A 24,359-nucleotide genomic window follows, 5' to 3' on the forward strand; every position below is an offset into this window, starting at 1 on the left:
GGTTCAGTGAGCCTCGGGGAGTATGCCGTTCAGCACTATGTCGGCAAGAGAATCGGCAAACGGTCCCGGGTCCGAGACGTCACGAACCGACAGCGCGAAGATGGCCGCGCCAGCCATGATGTCGAGAAGAGCGTCGGCGTCGACGCCGCTTCGGATGTCGCCGCGCTCTCTCGCCGCCTCGAGTCGACGGTTCAGCTCGACGCGGACTCCGGCCAGTTGCCGCACCACGAGAACGTCGCGTAATTCCGCGTTTGTTCGCACTTCGCTCATCAATCCGGGAGCAGCGGCTCGTGTGGCGGGAGCTGCGAACAGAGCAACCGCGCCGTGCACCAGCGCGCGGATCTGATCCGCGATCGTGCCCTCGGTGCCGAGTTCGGTGTCGATGTCAGCGCCCTGTTCGACGTCGAGTACGGGATAGATCGCGTCGTTGACGATGTGTGCCTTCGACGGCCACCGACGGTAGATGGCAGGACGCCCCACTCCGGCACGCGTGGCTATGGCGTCGATGGACGTGCCCGCATACCCCTTTTCTTCCAACAGTTGCCTGGTCGCGTCCAGTACTGCGTCGTCGATTGCAGGGTTTCGTTGCGGGCCCAGGCGGTGCTGAGTTTCGGAATCTTTGGACATTTTGGGCAAATCCCTTGCGGTATCGCTGTGATGGCCGTTACATTCTGTCACGGCTTTAGTCGATACATATTGTATCGACAATCGGCACGTGCGCATCGGCGCCACCGAACCACGAGGAGTGGTGATGAACCTTCGAACCGAAACCGAAAACTCCGGCGAAGATCCCGACTACGCCGAATTTGCCAGGCCCGGCGAATCCCGCAACGACCCGGCAGAGATGCGGCGCAGCCTCGAAGGCTGGCTCGCAACCGTGCTGTGGCGAGGCTCGAAACCTTCCGTGACTTCGGTCGAGGTGCCGGCCGCGAACGGCATGTCCAACGAGACTGTGCTTTTCGATGCGACGTGGATCGAGGACGGGATTCGAGGCGAGCATCGCCTGGTCGCCCGTATCGCCCCGCGGGACAGTGCGGTACCGATCTTTCCGTCTTACAACCTGGACCAGCAGTTTCGGGTCATGAGCGCCGTCGCCGCTCACACGTCGGTGCCGATCCCGCGGGTGTACTGGTCCGAGAGCAACCCGGACGCGCTCGGCGGCGAGTTCTTCGTGATGGAACGGCGCGAGGGCGAAATCCCGCCAGACGTCATGCCGTACACGTTCGGCTCGTGGCTCTCGGAAGCTTCGGCCGACGACTGCTCTCGACTCCAGCAGTCATCGGTCCGGGTGCTCGCCGAGCTACACGCTATGGCCGATCCGCACCTCGCACTCCCCGAGTTGTGCCGCGATGGTGCCGAACCGACTGGGGCAGAAGCACTTCGCGCGCACCTCGAGGACCAGCGGCGCTATTACGAGTGGGCAACAGCCGACGGACCAGGATCTCCGTTGATCGAGCGCGGTTTCGACTGGATCGAAGCGAACTTTCCCGTCGATGCCGGTTCCGCAGTGCTCTGCTGGGGCGACTCGCGGATCGGAAATGTCATCTACCGCGACTTCGAGCCGGCGGCGGTCCTCGATTGGGAGATGGCCACACTGGGGCCGCGTGAGCTGGACCTCGGCTGGATGATTTTCCAGCACAGGTTCTTCGAGGATCTCGCTGCCATGGCCGGACTCCCCGGAATGCCGGACTTCCTTCGTCGCGAGGACGTGGCAGATGCCTACGGCTCGCTTTCCGGCCACCAGGTTGCGGATCTAGATTTCTACATCCTTTACGCCGCGCTGCGGCACGCGGTGATCATGTTCCGAGTCCAAAGCCGCGCAGTGGCGTTCGGTCAGGCCGAATTCTCCGACAACCCGGACGAGATGATCCTGCACCACAAGACACTCGAAGCCATGCTCGACGGCACCTATTGGGAGTCGCTCGCAACATCCCCGCTCACAACAGGAGATGCACGATGACACTGTCCCCGCTCGACGACTACCCGGTACATCAGATCGCCGAGACCATCCGCCACGTGGGCACCTCGGATCGAAACTTCTACGACCGCTACTACTTCAACTGCCATGCCGGCGTCGACGGCGACACCGAGCCACTGTTTCTCATCATCGGTCTCGGTCAGTACCCCAATCTTGGTGTATGCGACGGCTTTGCGGTTCTTCGGCGCGGCGATGACCACATAGTCTTCCGGGCATCCCGAGCCTTGGGTGACGATCGTATGGACCTGTCAGTAGGCCCGCTGCGAATCGAAATCATCGAGGGTCTGCACCGCCTACGTGTGGTGTTGGACCCGAGTCCCGAAGCGCCGGACCTGAGCTTCGACCTCACCTTCGAGTCCGACGGCCCCGCCAATCTCGAGGCCAGACATTTCCATCGCCAGCTCGAACGAGTCACCTTCGACACGCAACGATTCGTGCAGACCGGAACATGGTCCGGATCCTTGACCGTCGACGGCGACGTCATCCCGGTCACCCCGGAGACGTGGCGGGGTAATCGCGATCGGTCCTGGGGTGTGCGACCGGTCGGCGAAGCGGAACCGCCTGGACGCAAGGCAGATCCGGCGATAGCCGGCAGTCAGAACTTCTTCTGGATTTACTCGATCATGCAATTCGGCGACTTCACCATCGTCACGATCGTCCAAGAAGATCAGCAGGGACGCCGAATCCTCGAAGATGCGACTCGCGTCTGGGCGGACCGCTCGCGCGAGCCGGAGTGGTTGGGTCGACCGGACCACCAGCTCACCTTCATTTCCGGTACTCGCGAGGTGAAGAGCGGAACTCTGTACTTCCGGCGCGCCGGTGCACCAGGCGAATCCGACCACATCCTGGAGATCACCTGCGAACCGATACTGCCCAACTACATCGGTGTCGGCACGGGCTACGGACTCGAGCAGGATTGGCGCCACGGGATGTGGCAGGGCGAACTGGTGGTTCAAGGCCTGCGGGAAAAGGTTTCGGACATCGAATCGTGGAAGAAGATGCTGTGCCCGGTCGACAACTTGGCTCGGTTCACCCTCGTCGAGGACGGCGTAACCCGCGCCGGGACAGGCCTGTTCGAGGTAGCAGTCATCGGACCTCACCAGCGATACGGATTTACCGGCATCGGTGATGTCGCTCCGTAACTCCAGATCACCACACCACAAATCCCAAACTGCAGAGAGAGGCACTGCCACATGTCCACACGCACACGAATGTTGTTCGCTCGCACTGCAAAGGCCGCCGCATTAGTCGTTACAGGTGGTCTGATGTTTGCTGCTCCCGCCACGGCAATCCCGCTCGACCTGGGCTCTCTCAACACAGGCTCGCTTGGAGCGGTCGATCTCGGCTCGCTCGATCCTGTCCTCGCGCCGACACCGAATTTGGCCTCCGTGGCCAACTTTCGCGACGTTGCCGGCAACGACGGTAGGGGATACGCCACCGTCGACGGCTCACACCTCAAGCGCGGCGTCATCTACCGGTCCAATGCGCTGACCGCTACCACCGACGCAGACAAGACGACACTCACCGGCCTCGGACTTGCCGACGCCTATGACCTGCGCGGCGCAACCGAGATCTCCAACCCGTTCATCGGTGGCGCGGACAAACTCCCGGACGGTGTGACGTACACGAACATCCCCATCGAGTTCAAGGATCTCACCCAGCTCGCGACGACGATCAAGTCGCCGGAGGAGGCCAAGCAGTTCTTGGTCGACACCAACCGCAGTTTTGTCACCGATCCCGTTCGCCGTGCCGGCTTCAAGCAGGTCCTCTCGGACATCGCTGCGAGTGACGGGGTGCAGTTGTTCCATTGCACCTCAGGCAAGGACCGCACGGGTTGGACCGCGATGTTGCTGCAGTCCATCGCCGGTGTCCCCGCCCAGACGATCATGGACGACTATCTGTTGAGCAACACCTACCTTCAGGCGACCAACGAGAAGATCCTTGCGCAGATCTCTCAGGCCCTGAGCCCGCAGGTGGCGACCAATCTCGAACCGGCCCTAGGTGTCGACGCTTCGTACCTGGAAGCTGGACTCGCGCAGATAGCCAGCGATTACGGAACCGTCGACGGTTATCTCACCGAAGGTCTCGGACTCACTCCGGACACGATCGCGCTTCTGAAGGCCAAGCTCGTCGACTAGTTGCGCGCCGCTAAAACGCTTGAACGAACGAGTACCAGTCGCCGTCGAACTCCTGGTATCCGATCTCGCCGTCGCGGCGGGGCTTGCCGAGATATGGTGCGCCGTCAGGTAAGTACGCCAATCCGATCGAATCGATCAGACCGCCCTCGATATGGAAGCGGCACCCGTTGCCGACGGGCCAGACCTGCAGGACCCGGTAGACGCCAATTGTTCGGTTTTCCAACGACTTCTGGCAATCCGCGGCCACTGCTTCGAGCGAATCTTTCGACAATGCAAACGCAACATGCGAAGGGACGGACAAGGTCACGAGCGCACCGGTGACGAGCACGATCACCGGCGCGATCGTGCTCAAACGCAGAGTTTTGTACTTCATCCAGCCAATCAGGCTGAGTATCAACCACACTCCACCCAATCCGAGTAATACCGAGGCGGCGAGCGCAAAGAATGGAAAGTACACAACCGGCGGCATGAAGGACCACACGATGACGCCGCATGTGAGAGCGACAAGCACTGCGATGACAACTGCCATCACCTTCCACCAGGATGCCGGACCTCCGCGCTTAGTTATCGGATCACCGTCAGTCATCGGACAACCCTTGCACAAGGCAGTAATTGTGGGGTGGCAACGAATGGAATTGTTGCCACTGGTTTACGTCGAGGCCGTCGTGCGTTGATCCGAGAGTTGGTCACTTTCAGCGCCGGCTATCTCTCTGATGCCGGAGGGTATGGTCGGATTGTGAATCAGGATCTGATCATTCGCCGCTACCTACCCTCGGATGAGGATGTGGTCGTCGACCTGTGGTCGCGCGCTGCCCGTGAAGCCCACCCGTTCCTTGCGGGTGAGGGGACGGGCGAACGCGAGCAGAAGATGCGAGAGGTCTATCTGATTCAGGCCGATAATTGGGTGGCTGAGCACAACTCCGAAGTTGTCGGCCTGTTGGGAATGATCGGTTCCGAAATCGGGGGACTGTTCGTCGCGCCGGCGTCACAAGGGTTGGGCGTCGGGCGGGCGTTGGTCGAACACGCCACAACCATGCACGGCGAGGTGACACTTGAGGTCTACACCCTCAACGATCGCGCCCGCAGGTTCTATGCGCTGATGGAGTTCGAAGAAGAGGGGCGTCGACACGACGCCGAGACGAACCATGAATTGATCACCCTGCGTCGCGCGGGTCGAGGCTCTTCCCTTTCCCAGGCATGAGAATTACGGATCAGCCCAGCACGGGCCTGACATTGTGCACAGATCTGGCGGCTACCGATTGGCTGGTCGATCAGGATCTTCCTTGGTATCAGTTGGCGGGGCGCGGCCCGATCGGATTTCCGAAGTATGCGCGCTTACGGTTCATCCCCGATCCGAGCTTTCCCGGTCAGAAATCCAATGATGTCGACTTCGATCAAACCGGGCCGGAAGAGAAAGTGCTGATCGGCTTCGCCCTGGATGTGTTGTCCAGTTACACAACCACACCCGACGAGTGCTATTTCTGCATGTGGACCGGGTGGGGGTCGGCAGTCGGTGATGACGTTCCGCGGTTCGAGATCCCCAATCGTGACTACTGGCTCTTTCGTGGAACGCTTGCCGACTACGCCGATTGGAGCGTGGAAAACTCAGCTCGTTGGCCGTGGGGTTCTTCCCCTGATCCGGCCTTCATCTGGCCGGCTGATCATTCCTGGTGCATAACCAATGATGTCGATCCACATTTCGCGACCATTGCGGCCCCCGAGGAGGCCATCATTCGAATTGTGGCTGATTCGCGGATCGACGCCGTGCTCGACGACCCGGATATCGATCCGCCGTATTGGCACTGACGCCCGATCACTTCCAAGTCTCGAGTTCGACTACCAGCGTGTTCCAGCGGACGCCGAAATCGTTAGGTACCCAACTCGTCTCGCAGTACACCGTCGGCCCGTCGAAGACGACGTTGAAGAGACCGGGATGAATTGTCGTCAAGAGTGTTTCGTGTTGAACGAGGTGGCCGGGCCGCTCTTTCACCCGCACGCGCCCGGTGGGCTGAGTGCGGTATCGAGTCCAGAGGTAGCGATCCCACACCAGGCAGCCTCTCAACCGCGTCTTGCCGACGGCTCCGACATCGTCGCCGATCAGTGTCGTAAATCCGTTTCCGAGATGGGCTATGTGCTCAGTGCGGCCGTCGATTGTCACGGTCGCGATGCGTGCATCGATTTCGCAGCACACCTCGGCGGGAAGGTCCAACATTTCGGGACTGGCCCAATAGGTCGTCGGTTCGCAAGTATCGCCAGGCATGGGGGTGTCGCGCCACGGTTCGAGATCCTCGAGCATCCAGAGTTGCGCCACCGTGCAAGTATCCCAGGTGCCTACGCTTGGGCCTGCTGGTCTGCCTGCAGGTGCTTGACCGGGCATCCCGTGGGGAAGGTGCCGAGGTCTTCGACCTTGTAACCGTTCGGGTAGCTGCGGATGTTGGGCAGCTCGCGGGCGAATTTCCGCTTCGTACGCACGGGGAAGAACCGCAGCAGGCGCGCGCGGACCTTCAGCGCACCGCGTGAGACGACGCGCATCGCAGTGCTCGGGTGCCTGTAGTGGAAGGCGTCGAGTAGGTGATCGTCCATGAGAGCGAAGGCGAATCCCTTGACCAGAGCCTTCGGTGCCAGGTTGTTGGGCGGGAAGGTGCACATCAGGTCGAGGGTGGAATCAGCGACGGCTCGGGCGCCGGGATCGAATGAAAAGTGTTCGCGCTCATAGTCGTCGAGAAGTTTGACGAACCCCTCGTAGGTGTCCGGCGTGTCTTTGATGTTCATGTACCGACCCAGGTGGCGGTAATAATTCGTCGACCCGACGATCTCGTTGTCGGTCATCTTCCGCCAGCCGTACTCGTCGAGCCATCTGACCGGCGTGACGACAAAGGTGGCCAAAACGTAGAGCATGTCGTCGTTGGAGATGTCGTACGAGCCGTGCATCTGATTCATTCGACGCACGCTCTTGCGGCCTTCGGTGCTGCTGAGGCCGTGCTCGAGGATGGCGTCGAGGATCAGGCTGGTGTCGTCGTAGCGCTTCTGAACCTTGTCGGTGAACTCGCCCGTGGAGAAGAGGAGCTTGCCGATCGAGGGGACAGCGTATGTGCGGAACAGTGCGAAGCTGAGCGCCTGATTGATGTCCCAGGGAAACTCTTGCGCCGCGAGAATGCGCGACATCTCTTCGTAATCGGTTTCGGGATCGAGTTGATCCGTGCGACTGCGGAGGTCGTAGCGCTTCATCTGAACACTCCCTGGGACTGGTCTGCGCGCGGCAGAGATAGGTGTGAGCTGCACCACCGACTGTAGTTCTGACAACACGCGTTGTCTAGGGGGTGTGAATAGTCGTCTTTCCTTCGTTTCGGGCGTTGTACCAGGGGTATCCGGAAAGTGTTGTCGACCCGAGGAGCAGCTATGAGCGTCACACGCACGGCCGGGGTTTTTGCGGCCATCGGACTACCGATTGCCGCGAGCGTCATGTTCGCCGGAGTCGCCTCGGCTGATCCGCCCCACCCTTTCGGCGGCGCCGCCGTCACTATCGGGTGTCCGAATCAGGGGTCGCTGGCCTCGTTGACCGGGCTCACCGGCCAGTCCGGGCCCGAATCCAATCCGCCCATCGCCAAGGGTGACATTCGCTTCGATTCGTTCCCGGCCGCTGCACCCATCCCGGCGGCGGGTCAGGTGACTGTTGCTTGGGTCAACACCGACACGGGCAAGTCTGGAATCGTCGACCTGGTCGGTACTTATCCGTACCTGTCCGCGACGGTGAACACCGGCGTCGGCAATGTCGTTGCGACGGCGTTCGGTTCGATCAACTGGGGCAGTAGTCCCATCTGCCAGTCGAATCCGACGATCGGCAGGTTCATAGCCTGATCTTGAGCCTCATCGTCGCGTCCTGGACGGGCACAGGGTTGGCGGTATCGCGTGATTATCTGTCATCTCGGAGATACCGCCGGGTCCGTCCCATCCCATATTCTGAAACATGTTAGGTGAAAGCATATTTCAGGGATGGAAAAGGTGGCGACGTGAACGGGTCGAGCGCGCGTCAGTTGATGAGCCAGATGCTCGTCGAAAAACGAAACAGTCTTGCGCCCGAAAAGGTCGGCATGCGCTGCGAGGGTGCTCGCCGAATGCACGGCCTCAGTCGGCGCGATGTCGCGCAGATTGCCGACATCAGTTTCAATCACTATCAGCGGCTGGAACAGGGTACGTCCGTTGGTGTTTCGACTCCGGTCATCGTGAGGATCTGCGACGCCTTGTTGATGGAAGACGACGAGAAGGCGCGCATGCTGGCATTGCACCAGGTATGGGCGCGCCCTCGTCGACCGCTGGCTGGATCCCGAGTTGCCGGATCTCAGGCTGCCGGTGAAATCTCCGGCAGGCAGCGGGCCAGTTCGTCCGGCGTGTAGAAGAAACTCCCGGCGCTCACCGGAGCGCACGGGGCAGCAAATGCTGTCTCGCGCTCGTTGTAGAGCATTCGGACCAGACGCTTACCCTCCGGTCCGGCGTACACGTCCCACTGCACGTTGGCGGCCATCGGGCTGACCTGCGATCCGCGCCAGGGGTTGTTCGCATAGGTGTAGAGGTCGCCCTCCGCCTGCGAGACGGTGCTTCCCGGCAGTTTCAAGAGTGCCGCGAAGGGGATGATCGTTTCTGCGTGTGCAAACCGGAAATCCGCTCCCGGGACGGCGTCGTCGCCGGTGTGTTTCTGCAGGCCGCGCAGGAACTCGTCGCGCAGGACGGTTGCCATCCGGTAGGTGACGTCTTCACCGGTGAAGCCCGGGCCCTTGGCGTAGAAGTCCTCGGCATCGTTCGTGTATGCGAGCCACTGCGCGTCAGCAGGTTCGATGAACCGCTCGAAATTCCACTTGCCTTCTTCGGCCATGCCCGGAGTGATGATGTACGTGTTGTACAGCATGTACGCGGCGTCGACTTCGTTGTCGATCGTGCTGGAACCCTTGCCACGGTCGACGAGTGAGAACTCGCCCGCGCTCAGGCGGTTGACGAAGTCCTCCGAGTAGAGCCTGAGCATCATGTGCCGTGAGACCTCGCGGGTGCGCGGCAGATCGGCGATCTGGTCGTCGACGGCTTTCAGTCGAGGATCGGACTCTTCGTAGTCCTTGTAGTCGGCATTTGCATCCGAGTCGTGGAAGTAGAGGAGATCGGCATCATTCGTCACCGGTGCAACATCATCGGCGACGGCTGGAAACGCACCGGTCAGCCCTTGCGCGAAGTTCTCGGCGCTGTCCACGGCACGGTCCACACCCGACGAGGTCAAGGTGATGGTGCCCTGTTGCGCTGCGATGGCGTCGAACAGTTGGGGGAGGCGTTCAGTGACCCGCGCGCCGAGCTGTCTGTGTTCGGTGATCCCGAGTCCGCTGAGGTTGCCGTACCCCAGCTTCTTGTTGGCGGCCATGAGATCACGAAGGGCCGGGCCGAATTCCTTGCCGACGGGAGTCAAAGCGTTCTCGGCTTCGGCGATTTCCCACAGCTGCAGGCTCAGGTCGTCGTACTTCAGGCTCGACAGTGCTCTGGAACCATGGCGCGCAACACTTTCCGTGTACACCGGGGAGTATCCCGTCGGCGGCGCCTGATAGTCGGCGATGCGCTGGCCGGGAGTGTAGGGCGTCTTGGACGTGAAACCGCCGTCGCTGACGGTCGGTATCTCTGTCGAACCGGAACTCGAACCGGCGTCGAGCGAACCGAACGGTGACGCCGTGGCGATGGACTGGACGCTGCTGGTGACAAGCACTAGTCCGACAGCGCCGGCAGCGGCCAGCACGCCGAAGCGTGAGCTTCGCATGGTGAGTTGATCCTCTCCGTCGGTGCCGAGGTGACACGACGGAAGGAAAGTTAGAACAGCTAAGCGTCCGAATTGCTCCTATTTGCCCATGTGCAGATGGACGCGGGGTTACAAGTTTCGGATTCGCGGAGCTCAGGAGGGTTTGGCGGCAATCCCGATCGACACGGAGAGCGACAACGCGATGAGGGTCATGGCCAGCCACTGGTAACTCTTGGGCGTGGGCTGCTTCTGACGTCCGAACTTGCTCACTGAAGTCTCCCGTTTGTCCGTGGGTACTCAGCACATATTACTGTTCCATTACCCCGATTGCGTGGTCGACCTAAAACTGTGCGCGATCAGACAGCAGGCGGACCGTGAAGTCCGCCCGCTGCCCTGTGATCAGGAGGTCGTGCGCAGCTCCCGTCGCAAGATCTTGCCCGTGACGGTCTTGGGCAGTTCCTCCACCAGCACCACGGAGCGTGGGTACTTGTACGCCGCCATCCGCTGCTTGCAGTGATCGATCAGATCTTCCGGGGTGACCGACGCCCCCGCGACGAGGCTGACAAACGCCTTCACCGTCTCACCGCGGTATTCGTCGGCGATCCCGACGACTGCCGCCTCACGGACTGCGGGGTGCTCGGCAAGAACGTCCTCGACCTCGCGTGGCCACACCTTGTAGCCGGACGCGATGATCATGTCCTTCTTACGGTCGACGACGTAGAACCAGCCGGCTTCGTCCATGAACCCCACGTCGCCGGTGTGGAACCACCCGTCGCGAATGGCCGACGCACTCTCCTCCGGCTTGTTCCAGTAACCGCGCACCACCTGTGGACCTCGGACGACCAGTTCGCCGATCTCTCCGATCGGCAGGACCGCACCGCCCTCGTCTTCGATGCGGACCACGGTGTTGGGTACGGGAACGCCGACAGACAGTGCTCCGGATGTGGGGTCGACCGGCGTATCCGCACCAACGGGAACGGCATGGGTCGGCGACGTGGTCTCGGTCAGCCCGTAGATGTTGTGCAGCGCAGCACCGGTCATGGCGCGGACGGCCTCGGCGGCAGTCGGCGAGATGGGTGCGCCGCCGGAATACAGCAACCGCATGGAGGAGAAGTCTTCCGGCGCGCAACCCGGAGTGTTGAGCAGTGCCGTAAAAGCAGTGATGGCGCCGACTGTGAATGTCGGTTGGTGCTCACGAATCGCGTCGAGCATCACCTCGGGCTGGAAGCGATAGGCAAGCACCAGCGGCATTCTCGCCAGGACGGACACCGCGATGTGACCGATCAACCCCGTGATGTGGAAGAGCGGTGCAACTCCGAGAACCGTGTCCTTCGGGGTGAGCCCCAACCAGTCCCGGTACACCTGGGCGTTGAAGGTCATGTTCGCGTGAGAGGTCATCGCTCCCTTCGGCGGACCGGTGGTTCCCGACGTATAGGTCAGTACCGCAATGTCTTCCGGTGCAGCGTCAGTGGTGATCGGATCGCCGAGACGATGTTCGTCGATCAGCGTCGCGAGATCGTCGGTACCGAGATCCTTCTTGACGATTCCGTCGAAAATCCTCGGATCGTTGCGACTTTGGTACTCGAGTTCCGAGGTGGTGATAACTCGCCTGACCGGCGAGTCGGAGACGACATTGCGGCCGACGGACTCGTAGAGCCCCTCGAGAGCGATCAGAACCGCTGCTCCGGAATCTTCGAGTTGGTATCCCAGTTCTCGTTCACGGCTCATGGGATTGATCGAGACTGCGACGCCGCCGGCTTTCCAGATTCCGGCGAGCGCAAGCACGAACTGCGGAACGTTCTGAAGGAACAGAGCGACGCGGTCACCCTTCACCAGTCCACCGGCTCGGAGTGCTCGGGCCAGGGCGTCACTCTGCTGATCCACTTCGGCGTAACTGAGTTGACCGTCGAAGTACTTCACAGCCGTGGCGTCCGGATCAGAGCGGACCGCCGCTGCCAACATTTCGAGCATCGTGGGGTGCTCGACGTCGATGTCGGGGGGAACGTCGTTGCGGTACAACGCCAACCAAGGGCGATCTTCGTATGTCATTTGATGGCAACCGGATTCACGGGAGAGCCGCTGGCCTTGGCAACCTTGAGTGGTGCGGCGACGTACAGGAACGTGTACTGGCCGTCGGCCGCGCAGTCCGCGGCCAACTTCTCCAGATCGCAGATCTCGGTGAACACCACTCCGAGGTTGCGCATCAATGCGTTGTGGAGAACCAGTGCCACACCGTTTTCGGGGTCGGTGGTGACCTCGTTGGCAATGGTGTCAGTGACAAGGTTGGGGATCTCCATGTCCTGGAACCACTGGACGAGTTCGGGGCTGTAGATCAGGCCGGGCTCGCAGAAGCCCTCGTAGAAGGCTTCGCCCTGGTCGAAGAACAGCTTGAGGAAGTTGGTGCGGATGACGAGGATGTCACGCTTCTCGATGGTGACGCCCTGCGCTTCGGCACAGGCCAAAAGATCATGGTGCGTGAATGTTTCGGCCTTGTCGAGGTTTTCCTTGCCGCGGAACTTTGCCATGTCGAGAAGTACTGCGCGTCCGACGACGCCGCGGTCGGCAATCGGTTCGACGCTGGCCTTCTCCAGGCCGCCGACAGTGGTATCAGCCGAGTATCCGTTCCACAGGGCGCCGTCGTACCAGACGTGGCCGAGCGCGTCGTACTGCGTCGAACCCTGCAGGAACGCGTCGATCTTGTCGTCCGCGTAATGCAGGCCACCGGGGAAGTTGGGGGCGTCGTCGCCGTCCCAGCTGCTCTCGTCGAAGATCTGTGTGCGCTCGGCAGGGCTGCGTCCCGGCCACACCGGATCACCCTTGGGATCGCCGATAAGACGTTGGAGTGTGAACACGGAACCCTGCTTGATGGTTCCGACGCCACGAAGCACCTGTCCGGCGTCGAGGTAGTTCAGTGAACCGACCTCGTCGGACTCTCCCCACTTGCCCCAGTTGCTGGGTGCGTCGCGCAGGAGTTCTCCAAGATATGGCGCCTCGGTCATGGTGATTCGATCCTCTCGCTACCGACACCGAACGATCGCTCGGGCGGACCTGGGTCTTTGTGATCCACATCATGTTCAGGCCGATAATCAGTAGTCAACAGGTTCACCGATTGCCGTGGTCATCGCATTGTTGGAAATCCAATGTTCGGGAATACTGAACACTGTGACCGAATTCGAGAATGCCGTCCTGATCGGAGCGTCGATCCGGCAAGCCCGGCGTCACCGTGGGCTCTCGCTGCGCGAATTGGCCAGGCGTCTCGGCGTCAGCGCAGCTACCCTCAGCGCCGTCGAGACCGGAAAGACCAGAGTCAGCGTCGACAGGTTGGCGGCAATCGGCGGGATTCTCGGAGTGCGTTTCGACGCTCTGCTCCCGGCTGCGATAGTGCGTCCGCCAGAACAGCCACGATGGGGAGGCGACGACGCCGACCCGAACGCACATTTTCGCCCGAACGAGTGGCGAAGGTTCGGCCCGAGTTCGTTCGATCCGGTGTTGGCGGCCGCGCTCGCGGAGATGGTGAAGACCGGATATCACGGTGCTGCGATGCGTGAGATCGCCAATCGTGCGCAGATGAGTGTTCCGGGTCTGTATCACCACTATTCCAGCAAGCAACAGATGTTGGCCGAAATTCTCGACCTCACCATGGCTGAACTGAACACGAGATCGTTGGCGGCTATCGACGAGGGCGAAAGTCCCTCCGAAAGGCTGGCTTTCCTCGTCGAATGTGTGACCTTGTTCCATATCTATCGGCGTGATCAAGGATTCCTCGGCGCCAGCGAAATGCGCAGTCTCACAGCCGAGAACAGGTTGCGCATCACGGAATCACGCAACTACCAGCAATGGTTGATGACGAAGCAGGTCGACGACGGAATCGCTGCCGGTGTGTTCGGGACGGATCGGCCGCGACAGGCCGCGCGTGCAATCGTCGTGATGTGTGTCTCTGTCGCGCAATGGTATCGGCCGAGTGGGCCGCAAACGCCCGAGGAAATTGCACGCGACTACGCGCGTTTTGCACTGGATCTGGTGCGCCTTCAGCGACCGTGACGGACGTCATCCGGTTCGGGTGATGCGCCAGCGGGCAAAGGGGTCCATGCTTGGAAGGTATCCGTACCGCGACTCGAGTAAGGAACGAAACCCAATGTCTTCCAAGCTGTCTCACAAGGCCTACATGATCGGTGCCGGCATCGGAAACCTCTCGGCTGCCGTCTATTTGATTCGAGACGGTGAGTGGAGCGGTGAGGACATCACCATCATGGGGCTGGACATGCATGGAGCGAACGACGGCGAATCTGCCGCTACCTTCCAGCACCAGTACGGTCATCGCGAGGTGGGCAACGACGCGGGCTTCATCAATCGTGGCGGTCGCATGCTCAACGAGGAGACCTATGAGAACCTCTGGGACGTGCTGAGTGTGGTTCCGTCGCTGGACAACCCGGGAAAATCGGTGACGGATGACATTCTCGATTTCGACCACGCGCATCCAACGCACGACGTCGCACGATTGATCGATCGCGACGGCATTCGCAACAAGGGTGAAAACGACTACAAGCACATGCAATTCGACAACAAGGATCGGTACTTGTTGACGAAGCTGATGACGATGCCGGAGTCGGACGAGGCAAAACTCGACGACATCAGTATCGAGCAGTGGTTCGAGGACACTCCGCACTTCTTCACCACCAACTTCTGGTACATGTGGGAGACCACATTTGCTTTCAAGCGGGTGAGTTCGGCGATGGAGCTGCGCCGGTACATGAACCGAATGATTCTCGAGTTCAGTCGCATTCAAACTCTTGCCGGTGTCACCAGATCCCCGTACAACCAGTACGAGAGCATCATCTTGCCGATGCGGGCCTTCCTCGAAGGCAAGGGCGTGAAGTTCGTCAACGAACTGAAGATCACGGAGTTCGTGTTCAAGGACACCCCGCTACGAGACGAGATCATCGTGACGGGACTCGATTACGAAAACGTCCGCACCGGTGAGAAGGGCCGAATCGACGTGGCGGAGGGCGATTTCGTCTTCGACACCAACGGCAGCATCACCGACAGTTCTTCGATCGGCGATCTGGATACCCCGATCGTCGAAGACATGAGATACGCACCGAGTGCGCTGCTGTGGAAGCAGGCCACCGAGCATTTCTACGATCTCGGGAATCCCGACAAGTTCTTCGGGGACCGGGCGCAGAGTGAGTGGACCAGCTTCACCGTCACCACTTCGTCACACGAGCTCATCAACGAGATTTCCCGAATCACCAAGCAGCTCCCCGGAAATGCGCTCAACACATTCGTGGACTCGAACGTGCTTCTCTCGATCGTGGTTCACCATCAGCCGCACTATCACGCGCAGAAGGAGAACGAAGGAGTCTTCTGGGGTTACTGTCTGTTCCCGCGCAAGGACGGCGACTACGTGAAGAAGCCGTTCATCGAGATGACCGGGCGGGAAATGCTGGAAGAGACGCTCGGACACCTCGAGGCGCTCGACGAGAGCGGTGCGCTCGCCGCGCGTCGACAAGAGATTATGGACAGCGTCGTGAATTCGATACCCAGCCATATGCCTTACGCCAGTGCGCTGTTCAATCGGCGCGCCGTCGGCGACCGGCCGCTGGTGGTGCCGAAGCACTCCAAGAACCTGGCGTTCATCAGTCAGTTCGCGGAGCTGCCGTTCGACATGGTGTTCACCGAGCAGTACTCGGTGCGCTGCGCTCAGGTAGCCGTCTACAAGTTCCTGGGGATTCCGGAAGACAAGCTCACCAAGATGCATCACTACGAGAAGGATCCGAAGGTCCTCGCCAAGGCCGCAGTGACGATGTTCCGCTGAGGGGTGCTCAGCGACCGTGCCGCTTCTCGTAGTCCTCGCGAGTGCGATCGGCACGGCGCTGGGCCTTCTCGTCGAGCAGTTCGGGATCGAGTCCGTGGCTCAGCAGGCGGTGACGGCGGTAGATCGTCCCGAGCGCCACGACGAAGTACGCGAGCGGGATGAGCAACAAGGCCATCATGGCCAAGGGAATCCAGATCGGTCCCGGGATCAAGAGGAACAGCAGAAGGATCAGCGTCGCCGGCACGGTGAAGCGGATGATGTAGCGGGCCTGGGCGCCCGGGCCGACCAGATCGTTCCGTACCCAGTCCTGATACCGGTCGGGGAGCGTCTTCCCCAGGAGGTATCCGCAGTACTGAGGAAAGTTCGGGCGAGTCTGTTCGGCCATGGCATCCAGGATAGTGCCTGGTACTGCCGCTTACACCGGTGCCTTGAACGTGCGTCGGTAGGCGCTCGGTGAAACGCCGAGGGCCTCGTTCATGTGTTGACGCATGGATGTCGCAGTCCCGAAGCCGGTTCGAGCAGCAATCGCATCGATCGACAGATCGGATTCCTCCAGTAGTTCCCGCGCCCGATCGACGCGTCTGCTGGTCAACCAGCGGTTCGGTGTGGTTCCGACTTCGTCGCGGAATCGACGGCTGAACGTGCGGACGCTCATGTTGGCGCGCGTCGCCAGGTCCGCCAGGGTGATCGGGTCGTCGAGATGTTCGAGGGCCCAGTGCCGAGCGTCGGCAGTCGATTCCGAAGGTTTGTCGGCCAGGGGGCGTCGGATGTACTGAGCTTGGCCACCGTCGCGCCACGGCGGTACGACGCAACGCCTCGCGACGGTGTTCGCCACTTCCATGCCGTGGTCACGCCTGACGATATGCAGGCAGAGGTCGACTCCCGACGCCACCCCGGCCGAGGTCAGGATGTGGCCTTCGTCGACGAACAGCACGTCGGGATCCACGTTCACCTTGGGATAGACACGCTGGAAATGGTCGGTGTTGCGCCAGTGCGTCGTGGCGCGGAGTCCGTCGAGCAAACCCGCCGCGGCGAGGATGTACGACCCGGTGCAGATCGAGACCAGCCGAGTGCCCGGCCGGATGTGTTGGAAAGCCGCGGCCAACTCGGGGGAGAGGTAGCCGTCTTCGTAGGCCGGACCCAACTCGTACGACGCGGGTATGACGACGGTGTCGGCGGTGGCGAGCAACTCGCTCCCGTGGTCGACCGAGATGCTGAAGTCTGCGTCGGTCTGCACGGGATTGCCGTCGACGGTGCACGTCAGGATCTCGTACAGCGGCCGATCCTCGACGTCGAGGGCACGTCCGAAGATGCGCGCCGGGATGCCGAGTTCGAAGGGAATGACTCCATTCAGAGCCAGTACGACGACGCGATGCGGACCAGACATGGCTTGATTCTTTCATATATTGGCAATCCGGCCACTGTTCTCGATCGAATCCGAACTGCAGAATTCTCTCTGTGACTTCTGAGACCGCTCTCCCCGAATCAGGCCAACAGCAGGTGAGCCCGCCGCGCTTTCACCGCGCCTGGTCCGTCGCGATCGTGGCGTTCCTGGCGTTGGTCGGTGCGGCGAGCTTCCGCGCTGCCCCATCGGTGCTGATCGATCCGCTGCACGAAGATTTCGGGTGGTCGCGCGCCAGCATCTCGGCGGCCGTCTCGGTCAACCTGATTCTGTACGGGTTGACCTCGCCGTTCGCTGCTGCCTTGATGGAGAGGTTCGGTATCCGGGCGGTCGTCACCTCGGCGTTGGCGCTCATCTCGCTCGGCAGTGGTCTCACCATCTTCATGACCTCGAGTTGGCAGCTCATTCTGCTGTGGGGTGTCTTCGTCGGTCTCGGTACCGGTTCGATGGCGCTGGCGTTTGTCGCCACCGTCGTCGATCGCTGGTTCGTCGAGAAGCGTGGTCTCGTGACCGGCATCCTGACGGCCGGTGGTGCTGCCGGTCAGCTGGTGTTCCTCCCGGTCCTGGCGAAGATCGCCGAAACGTACGACTGGAAGAGCGTCGCCTTCACAGTTTCGTTTGCCGCACTGGCCGTTGTGCCGTTCGTTCTGCTGTTCCTGCGTAACTATCCGTCAGACGTGGGTACGACGCCTTACGGCGCGCCCGCCGATTACGCCCCACCAGCCAAGCCTGTCTACCAGCGCGGCGGTGCCGGAGGCCGGGCGATCTCGGTGCTGGTGATGGCGTCGAAGACCAAGGTGTTCTGGCTTCTCGCCGGTACCTTTGCGATCTGCGGCGCGAGCACCAACGGCCTGATCGGCACGCACTTCGTCCCGGCGTCGCACGACCACGGAATGCCGATCACGACTGCCGCGTCCCTGTTGGCGTTGATCGGAATCCTCGACATGGTCGGCACCATTGCTTCGGGTTGGTTCACCGACCGGATGGACTCGCGAAAACTTCTCGGCATCTACTACCTGTTCCGCGGAATCTCGCTGCTCTTTCTGCCGTTATTGCTCGCCAACACTGTGAATCCACCGATGATCGCGTTTGTCATCTTCTACGGGCTCGATTGGGTGGCGACGGTTCCGCCGACCGTCGCGCTGTGCCGTCAACACTTCGGCGCCGACGCCCCCATCGTGTTCGGTTGGGTGCTGGCATCGCACCAGATCGGTGCGGGTCTGGTGGCCTTCTTGGCCGGTCTCGTTCGTGATCAGATCGGCTCGTACGACGCTGCCTTCTTGGTGGCCGGCGCGCTCTGCGCGATCGCTGCAGTCATGTCGTTGTTGATCGCAAAACGTCCGAAAGAGGCAGTATTGGTTGACTCTGTCTGATTCGGCACTGTGATCGGTACCACCGACGGGGTAAGTTGTGTGTAACTCCAAGAACTACTCACCAGTAGGGGTACTGAAATGCCTGCTCCGTCCGCTGCGACCTTCTCGCGGCTCGCCGATCTGATCGCCATCGACAATGTTGCCGATCGCCCGACGAAGTCCATCACCGAGGTGTTCACCGGCAAGGAGCTGGCGACCATCCCCGTCGGCACCGCCGACGACGCACTTGCGGCCATCGCCCGTGCCCGCGTCGCCCAGAAGGAATGGGCCAAGCGCTCCGTCCTCGATCGCGCCGCCGTCTTCCACCGCTACCGCGATCTCATCCTCGAGAACCGCGACGCCCTCATGGACATGGCTCAGGCCGAGACCGGAAAGTCGCGTACCGCAGCTCAGGAAGAAGTCCTCGACATCTCGATGACGTCGCGGCACTACGCACGTGTGGCTCCGAAGCTGCTGCGTCCGCGTCGCGTCTCCGGCATGCTCCCGGGCCTGACGAAGACCGTCGTCCGCTACCAGCCCAAGGGTGTCGTCGGCGTCATCTCGCCGTGGAACTACCCGATGACGCTGGCCGTGTCCGACGCCATCGCCGCGCTGCTCGCCGGTAACGCCGTTGTCCTCAAGCCGGACAGCCAGACGCCGTACTGCGCGCTCGCCTGCGTCGAACTGCTCTACAAGGCGGGTCTGCCTCGCGACCTCTTCGCCGTGGTTCCCGGGCCGGGCTCCGTCGTCGGCACCGCCCTGGTTGAGAACACCGACTACCTCATGTTCACCGGTTCCACCGCGACCGGTCAGCTCCTCGCCGAGCAGGCCGGCCGTCGACTGATCGGCTTCTCCGCCGAACTCGGTGGCAAGAACCCGATGATCGTCGCGGCCGGCGCAGACCTGCGCGAGGTCACCGACGCCGCTGTGCGTGCGTGCTTCTCCAACTCCGGTCAGCTGTGCATCTCCATCGAGCGCATCTACGTCGAAGAGTCCATCGCACCCGAGTTCATCCGCATGTTCGGTGACCGCGTCAAGAAGATGAACCTCGCCGCCGGATACGAATTCGGAATCGAGATGGGCAGCCTCGTCTCCGAGGCGCAGGTCAAGGCAATCTCCGCTCATGTCGACGACGCAGTGGTCAAGGGCGCCACCGTCATTGCCGGTGGCAAGGCTCGGCCGGACATCGGACCGCTGTTCTACGAGCCCACCCTGCTCACCGGGGTTCCCGAAGACGCCGAGTGCTACCGCGACGAGACCTTCGGGCCGCTCGTCTCGATCTACCCCGTCAAGGACGTCGAAGAGGCCATCGCTGCGGCCAACGACACCGAGTACGGCCTCAACGCCAGTGTGTGGGCGGGAAGCAAGGCTGCCGGTGAAGCCATCGCAGCGCGCATCCACGCCGGCACCGTCAACGTCGACGAGGGTTACGCACCGACCTGGGGCAGCACCGCAGCACCGATGGGCGGTATGGGTGTCTCGGGCGTCGGTCGTCGTCACGGCGCCGAGGGGCTGATCAAGTACACCGAACCGCAGACCGTTGCCACCACTCGCGTCATGAATCTCGGTGGACCGCGCGGACTTCCGGCCAAGGTGTGGGCAAAGCTCATGCCTCACGCCATCAAGATCATGTCCTGGGTTCCGGGCCGGTAACGGGTGGAAACCGCCAGCGCGTACATCGAGGCAACGCCGGTATCGGTGTGGAAGGTTGTCAGCGACATCGAAGGTATGGGTCGCTTCAGTCCTGAAAATACCGGTGGAACATGGACTTCCGGAACTCCGGGCACTGTGGGTGCAAAGTTCAAGGGCACCAACAAGCATGGTCTGATTCGGTGGAGCACGCACTGCACGGTGGTCGACGTGGTCGACTGCCGGAGGTTCTCCTTCGAATCGGACGAGCCGAAAGCGCGGTGGACCTATGTGCTCGAGCCTTCGGGAACGGGCACCGTGCTTACCGAGACTCGTGAGATCTATGCGACGCCAGCGCTTTACGTGCGCATGATGTCGGGTAGCGGCCTACTCGGTCGGGGTCGAGATCAGCTGATGCAGACCGGAATGGAAACCACCCTGGCGCGCATCAAGGCGTTTCTGGAGAGCTAGAAACTGACACAAGTGGGGCTGCACTCGATTCGAGTGCGGCCCCACTTCTGTTGTTGGAGATCTAGTTTGCAGTGCTGATGAGCGCAGCGTCGATGAGCGCGGTGTAGACACGCTCCGGTTCTTCGGCGATGCGATTGAGTACGTACAGCCACCACTGTGTTCCGAAGATGACGTATTCGCGTGTGGTGAAGCCCGCTCCTCGGAGTGCGTCCAGTTGCTCGGTGCCGAGGCCGAGCAGCATCTCGAACTCGACGTGCTCGCCTCTGAGCTTCGAATCATGTTCGGCGCGTAGTGCTTCGAGGATGTCGCGGTCATGTGTCGCGATGGAGACCTGGTGACCCGAGTCGACGATTCGGGCTGCGTAGTCGAGATACGCGCTGCGCAGTTCGGCACTACCGCGTGGGTAGGCGACGGACTCGGCTTCGAGGAAGGCGCCCTTCACGAGACGGATGCGGCCGGGTCGGTCCAGCAGAGCGGCGAGATCCTTTGCCGTGCGGTGCAGTCGGGCCTGAACGGTGATCCCCACGTGAGTGAAGCGCTCGGCCAGTCGCGCGTGCATGTCGAGGACCAGGTCGGTGCGATCGGACGCTTCGGCGGAGATGATCAGCTCGGCACCGGCGCGTTCCGTGGCCTCGGCCAGGCGCACGACATTGCGAAAGCACTGCTCCGGATCGATCACCAAGCCGATGTGCGAGAGGTCGAACGACACGGTGCTCTCGACACCCGACGTGCCGATTCGTTCCGCGAGTTCCACGAAAACATCGGTTTCGGCGTTCGCGAGCTCGGGATCCCGGACGCTTTCCCCGGTGTATTCGATGCTCGCCTTGTGTCCTCGCGCGAAGATCGAGGGGAGGCGGTCGAAAGCGTCGTCGATGGTTTCGCCGCCGATGTAGCGAGCGGCGACTTTCCGTGCGAGTGCTGCAGTCGCAGCGTTCGCCATGGTGCGTTCTTTCAGGGATTCGTCGAGTGCGAGGCGGCGTAGGACGTCTGCGGCCTGGGCTTGTAGATCCGTGTTCACGGCTTCAGCGTATCCGGACGAGGGTGCGGGAATTATTCTCCAGACCCTTGCGTTCGATCTATTGTCGATATATCGTCGATACGTCAAACAAACACAGACAGTCCAGGAGGACAACATGTACGCCCCACACAACAACCCAGAAATGCAAGAACGTCGCGAGCATGGCCGCCGAGGCCCGCATCGTGGACACGGTTTCCGTCGAGGATTCGAGGGCGAGCGCCCCGAGGGTCGCTTCGAAGACCGAGCAGAAGGACGCCCCGAAGGCCGACGCGGTCGGCCCGACCAGCGCGGATTCGGTCGACCTGACCAGCGCGGACACGGTCGGCCGGGTTTCGGTGAAGCCGGCGCAGCGCTCCGTCCCGCGATGGGCCTACTCCGAGGTGCCGCTGTCGCGGTAGCCGCAGGTGGGACCGCTGAGCAGGTAGCCAAGGCCGAGGCAATTCTCGCCGAGGCACGCCGAGCACTGTTCGAGATGCTGGCGGAAAAGTCGGCTGACGCGCAGCAGGCTCACACAGAATCTACCGACACGCTGCCGGCAGAGTGATCACGGCGCTCAGGCGCCGACGGTGACTTCCTCGCTGTTCATGCCGGAAACGTGGCCGTCGGCGCCCTCTCGCCAGTACCCGACAACATTGTGCTTGTCGCGAGCAATTCCTCGAACTTCCCTCAGATGCTTACGAATACGACGGCTGGTTGCGCTTTCGCACGCCACCCACGCGTAGACGTCGGCCGATTCGGATTCGGGAAACTCGACCTTCTCCACAGCTTCGAACAGCGCGCTCGGCGCCTTTCCGAGGCCACTCGCCACGAGCCACGTGTACGTGACGTCGCCGCGAGTGACAAATTCCTGTCGATCCTCTTCGGTTTCGACCTCGATGATCGCCTGTGCGACATCGCCTTCACGAAGTTCTTCGACAATCCTGCCCAGTCCGGGGAGACCCGTGGCGTCTGCGACCAGCAGCTGCCAGCGAGGACCCGCCGGTGCTTGGTAGTGGGACCGCGAACTGTCCGACCAGAAGACGCCTAGTAGGTGACCTGGTTCGGCCCGCAGGGCCCAATCCGCTGCAATACCGCCAGGGTGCACGACGAAGTCGATGTCCAGACGTCGGCCGCCGTCGTGCACCTTGCGCACGGTGTAGTGCCGCCACGGTGGCTCGGTTCCGAGATCGGCCTTGCCGTAGTCGGGATTGTTGAAGTAGTCGTATTCTGCTTCTGTTTCACCGGGTTTCGGGAACGCGAGGTCGATGCGCTCGTCGCCTTGTCCGCCGGTCGGCCAGTGCCAGTCGCCTTCTGCCTCGATGCTGATTCGCCGCATGTGCGGGGTCAGGGACGTGACGGTGACAACGCGGGCGGGTTCGCAGAAAGACATGCCTCGACCCTATGGGTCCGGCGTGTCGAAGTGGAGACAGATGCTGTCGCAAGACGGACATCGAGCGCAGCCGAAAAGGCCAGCGTATGCCCCGGGGCATGATTCTTCCCCGGTGCACACGCTGGCCTTTTCAGTTATGTCGGTTCACGCCGCTGTCGGTGGGCTGTTCCCACCGATCGGCTGTTGATACGGATCGATCGACATCGGTGGATAGAACACTGTTTTCCGATCCGGCCCGATCTCCACCCGCCATTCGGTGTGGTGCATCGTCCGGTGGTGATGACCGCACAACAAGATCAGGTTGTCGAGATCTGTTGGGCCACCATCGTTCCAGTGAACAATATGATGGGCATCGCACCACCCCGATGGTGTCCCGCATCCCGGAAACGCACACCCACCATCACGAACCGCCAACGCCCGCCGCTGGGGTACCGTCGCGGTCCTTGCTTCTTTGCCGCAGTCGAGCGGAACACCGTTCTCGTCCAGGAGGATCCGGGTGACGGTGCAGTCGCACGCCAGCATCCGGGCAGTATCGATACTGATCGGGCCCACCCAATCCGCCCACGCGAACCCCAGTTCCTGAGTCGACGGCAAGAGGTCCTTCAACGCCTTGAGGTCTGTCATGTCTTTCGCCGACACGGTAACGGTGATGTGTGGTTTCACTCCGCCCTCGATCGGACCCAACCCCGCCCGCTCGTACCGCCGCAGTAGTTCGCAAAACCCGTCCGCGCGCCGTAGCGCCGGCGTGCGGGTGTCCTTGACGCCGTCCTTCTCCGGCGTCGGCGCCGACAGGCTCGACAGCAACGTGATCAGACGGGCCCCGTTGATCGCATCCAGATCACCCTTCACAGTGACCCGTCCGTACAAGCCTTTCGAGGCGTAGAACTCGTTACGCTCCGAATCCTCGCCGACCGGGACGCCGTCCTCGCGTTTTCCGTACTGCTTCTCGATCCGCCGGATCGCCGCCCGCACCGCATCGCAATCCGCAATGTTCTTCGACGCCAACGACAACAAAATCCCGCGGGCCTTGTCCACATCCGCCAGGGTCATGTTCTTCGGCGGATGCTGACAAAACGACGCCACCTGCCGCGCCTTCAACGCATCAACATCCCCGCGGTGAAACGCATCGCCGACAACAGGTTCGAGCATCAACAACCGCGCCAACCCGACCAGCAGACTGCACTCACCGATCTCCAGATTCGTCGAACCATGCAACCACTGAGTGATCGCCCGAAAACCCTTCCCGCCGAGAACGTCCCGGGAAAACATCTCCACGATCAGCAACACCATCCGCGACTGCAACTCGTGCCGGACACGCACCAGATCGAGAACCTCACTCTTAAGGCCCTCGCCATCCAGCTGCCACGCATCCCGACTGTCCATACTCAAAGTCTAATCGAACAAAGTTTCGAACACAATA

General features: G+C 61.6%; 25 protein-coding genes. 13 read left to right on the forward strand and 12 right to left on the reverse strand.

Translation table 11 applies throughout. From position 1 onward, the window contains the following. Positions 1-3 precede the first annotated feature (3 nt). Positions 4-627, reverse strand: coding sequence for a TetR/AcrR family transcriptional regulator (locus tag AC1Q6C_RS10370; RefSeq protein ID WP_099696863.1), 624 nt, complete (start codon positions 625-627; stop codon positions 4-6). A 124-nt stretch (positions 628-751) separates the two neighbouring features. Here AC1Q6C_RS10370 and AC1Q6C_RS10375 point away from each other — a divergent pair, with 124 nt between their 5' ends. Genes AC1Q6C_RS10375 through AC1Q6C_RS10385 form a run of 3 tightly spaced genes read left to right on the forward strand, consistent with a single transcriptional unit; the run spans position 752 to position 4,116 of the window. Further along, positions 752-1,960: a phosphotransferase family protein gene (locus tag AC1Q6C_RS10375; protein WP_492666604.1), complete on the forward strand. Its 1,209-nt coding sequence runs from the start codon at positions 752-754 to the stop codon at positions 1,958-1,960. Then, entirely contained in the window at positions 1,957-3,120 is a 1,164-nt protein-coding gene (locus tag AC1Q6C_RS10380; RefSeq protein WP_492666605.1) for an Rv3169 family protein, read from the forward strand. Before AC1Q6C_RS10375 ends, AC1Q6C_RS10380 begins: the two co-directional genes overlap by 4 nt. A 51-nt stretch (positions 3,121-3,171) precedes the next feature. Continuing rightward, the gene (locus tag AC1Q6C_RS10385) at positions 3,172-4,116 is read left to right on the forward strand and encodes a tyrosine-protein phosphatase (RefSeq protein WP_051649506.1); all 945 of its coding nucleotides are present in this window, start codon (positions 3,172-3,174) and stop codon (positions 4,114-4,116) included. Positions 4,117-4,126: 10 nt separating this feature from the next. On the opposite strand, the gene AC1Q6C_RS10390 is transcribed toward AC1Q6C_RS10385, so the two are convergent. Then, positions 4,127-4,702, reverse strand: coding sequence for a hypothetical protein (locus AC1Q6C_RS10390; protein WP_202427322.1), 576 nt, complete (start codon positions 4,700-4,702; stop codon positions 4,127-4,129). Between the two features lie 150 nt (positions 4,703-4,852). Here AC1Q6C_RS10390 and AC1Q6C_RS10395 point away from each other — a divergent pair, with 150 nt between their 5' ends. Continuing rightward, complete coding sequence (locus tag AC1Q6C_RS10395) at positions 4,853-5,317, forward strand: GNAT family N-acetyltransferase (protein WP_030536664.1); 465 nt, start codon at positions 4,853-4,855, stop codon at positions 5,315-5,317. Beyond that, positions 5,314-5,922 (forward strand): hypothetical protein, encoded by a 609-nt coding sequence (locus AC1Q6C_RS10400; RefSeq protein ID WP_003943589.1) that lies wholly within the window; start codon positions 5,314-5,316, stop codon positions 5,920-5,922. Before AC1Q6C_RS10395 ends, AC1Q6C_RS10400 begins: the two co-directional genes overlap by 4 nt. Positions 5,923-5,929: 7 nt before the next feature. Here AC1Q6C_RS10400 and AC1Q6C_RS10405 read toward each other — a convergent pair whose 3' ends face one another. Continuing rightward, a complete protein-coding gene (locus tag AC1Q6C_RS10405; protein WP_003943610.1) occupies positions 5,930-6,427 on the reverse strand; it encodes a hypothetical protein in 498 nt (165 codons plus the stop codon). Between the two features lie 20 nt (positions 6,428-6,447). After that, entirely contained in the window at positions 6,448-7,344 is an 897-nt protein-coding gene (locus AC1Q6C_RS10410; protein WP_003943533.1) for an oxygenase MpaB family protein, read from the reverse strand. Positions 7,345-7,515: 171 nt separating this feature from the next. On the opposite strand from AC1Q6C_RS10410, the gene AC1Q6C_RS10415 reads away from it, so the two are divergent. Next, positions 7,516-7,974, forward strand: a complete 459-nt coding sequence (locus AC1Q6C_RS10415) for a hypothetical protein (protein ID WP_003943607.1) — start codon at positions 7,516-7,518, stop codon at positions 7,972-7,974. A gap of 152 nt (positions 7,975-8,126) precedes the next feature. Further along, entirely contained in the window at positions 8,127-8,510 is a 384-nt protein-coding gene (locus tag AC1Q6C_RS10420) for a helix-turn-helix domain-containing protein (protein ID WP_162114210.1), read from the forward strand. Here AC1Q6C_RS10420 and AC1Q6C_RS10425 read toward each other — a convergent pair. The 3 genes from AC1Q6C_RS10425 to AC1Q6C_RS10435 form a co-directional block, all read right to left on the reverse strand. Then, a complete protein-coding gene (locus AC1Q6C_RS10425; RefSeq protein ID WP_492666606.1) occupies positions 8,456-9,904 on the reverse strand; it encodes a histidine-type phosphatase in 1,449 nt (482 codons plus the stop codon). The two genes, AC1Q6C_RS10420 and AC1Q6C_RS10425, sit on opposite strands and share 55 nt — an antisense overlap. Before the next feature lie 378 nt (positions 9,905-10,282). Next, positions 10,283-11,932 carry a class I adenylate-forming enzyme family protein gene (locus AC1Q6C_RS10430; protein WP_161121515.1) on the reverse strand — a complete coding sequence of 550 codons (1,650 nt, stop codon included), beginning with the start codon at positions 11,930-11,932 and terminating at the stop codon, positions 10,283-10,285. Then, positions 11,929-12,882, reverse strand: coding sequence for a cyclase family protein (locus AC1Q6C_RS10435; RefSeq protein WP_007735859.1), 954 nt, complete (start codon positions 12,880-12,882; stop codon positions 11,929-11,931). The genes AC1Q6C_RS10430 and AC1Q6C_RS10435 overlap by 4 nt, the downstream gene beginning before the upstream one ends. Before the next feature lie 163 nt (positions 12,883-13,045). Between AC1Q6C_RS10435 and AC1Q6C_RS10440 the strand changes: the two genes are divergently transcribed. Both AC1Q6C_RS10440 and AC1Q6C_RS10445 read left to right on the forward strand, forming a co-directional pair. Further along, positions 13,046-13,924 (forward strand): TetR-type transcription factor C-terminal domain-containing protein, encoded by an 879-nt coding sequence (locus AC1Q6C_RS10440; protein WP_371683563.1) that lies wholly within the window; start codon positions 13,046-13,048, stop codon positions 13,922-13,924. 46 nt (positions 13,925-13,970) lie between these two features. Then, positions 13,971-15,698 (forward strand): oleate hydratase, encoded by a 1,728-nt coding sequence (locus AC1Q6C_RS10445; protein ID WP_492666607.1) that lies wholly within the window; start codon positions 13,971-13,973, stop codon positions 15,696-15,698. A gap of 7 nt (positions 15,699-15,705) precedes the next feature. Here AC1Q6C_RS10445 and AC1Q6C_RS10450 read toward each other — a convergent pair whose 3' ends face one another. Together AC1Q6C_RS10450 and AC1Q6C_RS10455 are read right to left on the reverse strand one after the other, a co-directional pair. After that, the gene (locus AC1Q6C_RS10450; protein WP_003943558.1) at positions 15,706-16,083 is read right to left on the reverse strand and encodes a DUF5313 family protein; all 378 of its coding nucleotides are present in this window, start codon (positions 16,081-16,083) and stop codon (positions 15,706-15,708) included. 30 nt (positions 16,084-16,113) lie between these two features. Continuing rightward, positions 16,114-17,085, reverse strand: a complete 972-nt coding sequence (locus AC1Q6C_RS10455) for a GlxA family transcriptional regulator (protein WP_007735863.1) — start codon at positions 17,083-17,085, stop codon at positions 16,114-16,116. 71 nt (positions 17,086-17,156) lie between these two features. Here AC1Q6C_RS10455 and AC1Q6C_RS10460 point away from each other — a divergent pair, with 71 nt between their 5' ends. The 3 genes from AC1Q6C_RS10460 to AC1Q6C_RS10470 all read left to right on the forward strand — a co-directional run bounded on the left by AC1Q6C_RS10460 (position 17,157) and on the right by AC1Q6C_RS10470 (position 20,552). Continuing rightward, complete coding sequence (locus tag AC1Q6C_RS10460; RefSeq protein WP_030536659.1) at positions 17,157-18,473, forward strand: MFS transporter; 1,317 nt, start codon at positions 17,157-17,159, stop codon at positions 18,471-18,473. Positions 18,474-18,551: 78 nt separating this feature from the next. Next, complete coding sequence (locus AC1Q6C_RS10465) at positions 18,552-20,105, forward strand: succinic semialdehyde dehydrogenase (protein ID WP_003943578.1); 1,554 nt, start codon at positions 18,552-18,554, stop codon at positions 20,103-20,105. Positions 20,106-20,108: 3 nt separating this feature from the next. Continuing rightward, on the forward strand, positions 20,109-20,552 hold the full coding sequence (locus tag AC1Q6C_RS10470) for an SRPBCC family protein (RefSeq protein ID WP_030536658.1): 444 nt from the start codon (positions 20,109-20,111) through the stop codon (positions 20,550-20,552). Between the two features lie 61 nt (positions 20,553-20,613). On the opposite strand, the gene AC1Q6C_RS10475 is transcribed toward AC1Q6C_RS10470, so the two are convergent. Then, positions 20,614-21,570 carry a proline dehydrogenase family protein gene (locus AC1Q6C_RS10475; RefSeq protein ID WP_042920644.1) on the reverse strand — a complete coding sequence of 319 codons (957 nt, stop codon included), beginning with the start codon at positions 21,568-21,570 and terminating at the stop codon, positions 20,614-20,616. Between the two features lie 115 nt (positions 21,571-21,685). On the opposite strand from AC1Q6C_RS10475, the gene AC1Q6C_RS10480 reads away from it, so the two are divergent. Next, positions 21,686-22,114 carry a hypothetical protein gene (locus tag AC1Q6C_RS10480; RefSeq protein ID WP_241064889.1) on the forward strand — a complete coding sequence of 143 codons (429 nt, stop codon included), beginning with the start codon at positions 21,686-21,688 and terminating at the stop codon, positions 22,112-22,114. Between the two features lie 9 nt (positions 22,115-22,123). Here the strand turns inward: AC1Q6C_RS10480 and AC1Q6C_RS10485 are convergent, their stop codons facing one another. Further along, positions 22,124-22,939 (reverse strand): siderophore-interacting protein, encoded by an 816-nt coding sequence (locus tag AC1Q6C_RS10485; protein WP_151097467.1) that lies wholly within the window; start codon positions 22,937-22,939, stop codon positions 22,124-22,126. 144 nt (positions 22,940-23,083) lie between these two features. Then, the gene (locus tag AC1Q6C_RS10490; protein ID WP_151097469.1) at positions 23,084-24,322 is read right to left on the reverse strand and encodes an HNH endonuclease signature motif containing protein; all 1,239 of its coding nucleotides are present in this window, start codon (positions 24,320-24,322) and stop codon (positions 23,084-23,086) included. Between the last annotated feature and the right edge of the window lie 37 nt (positions 24,323-24,359).

It is taken from the genome of Rhodococcus sp. MT28, assembly GCF_058792695.1.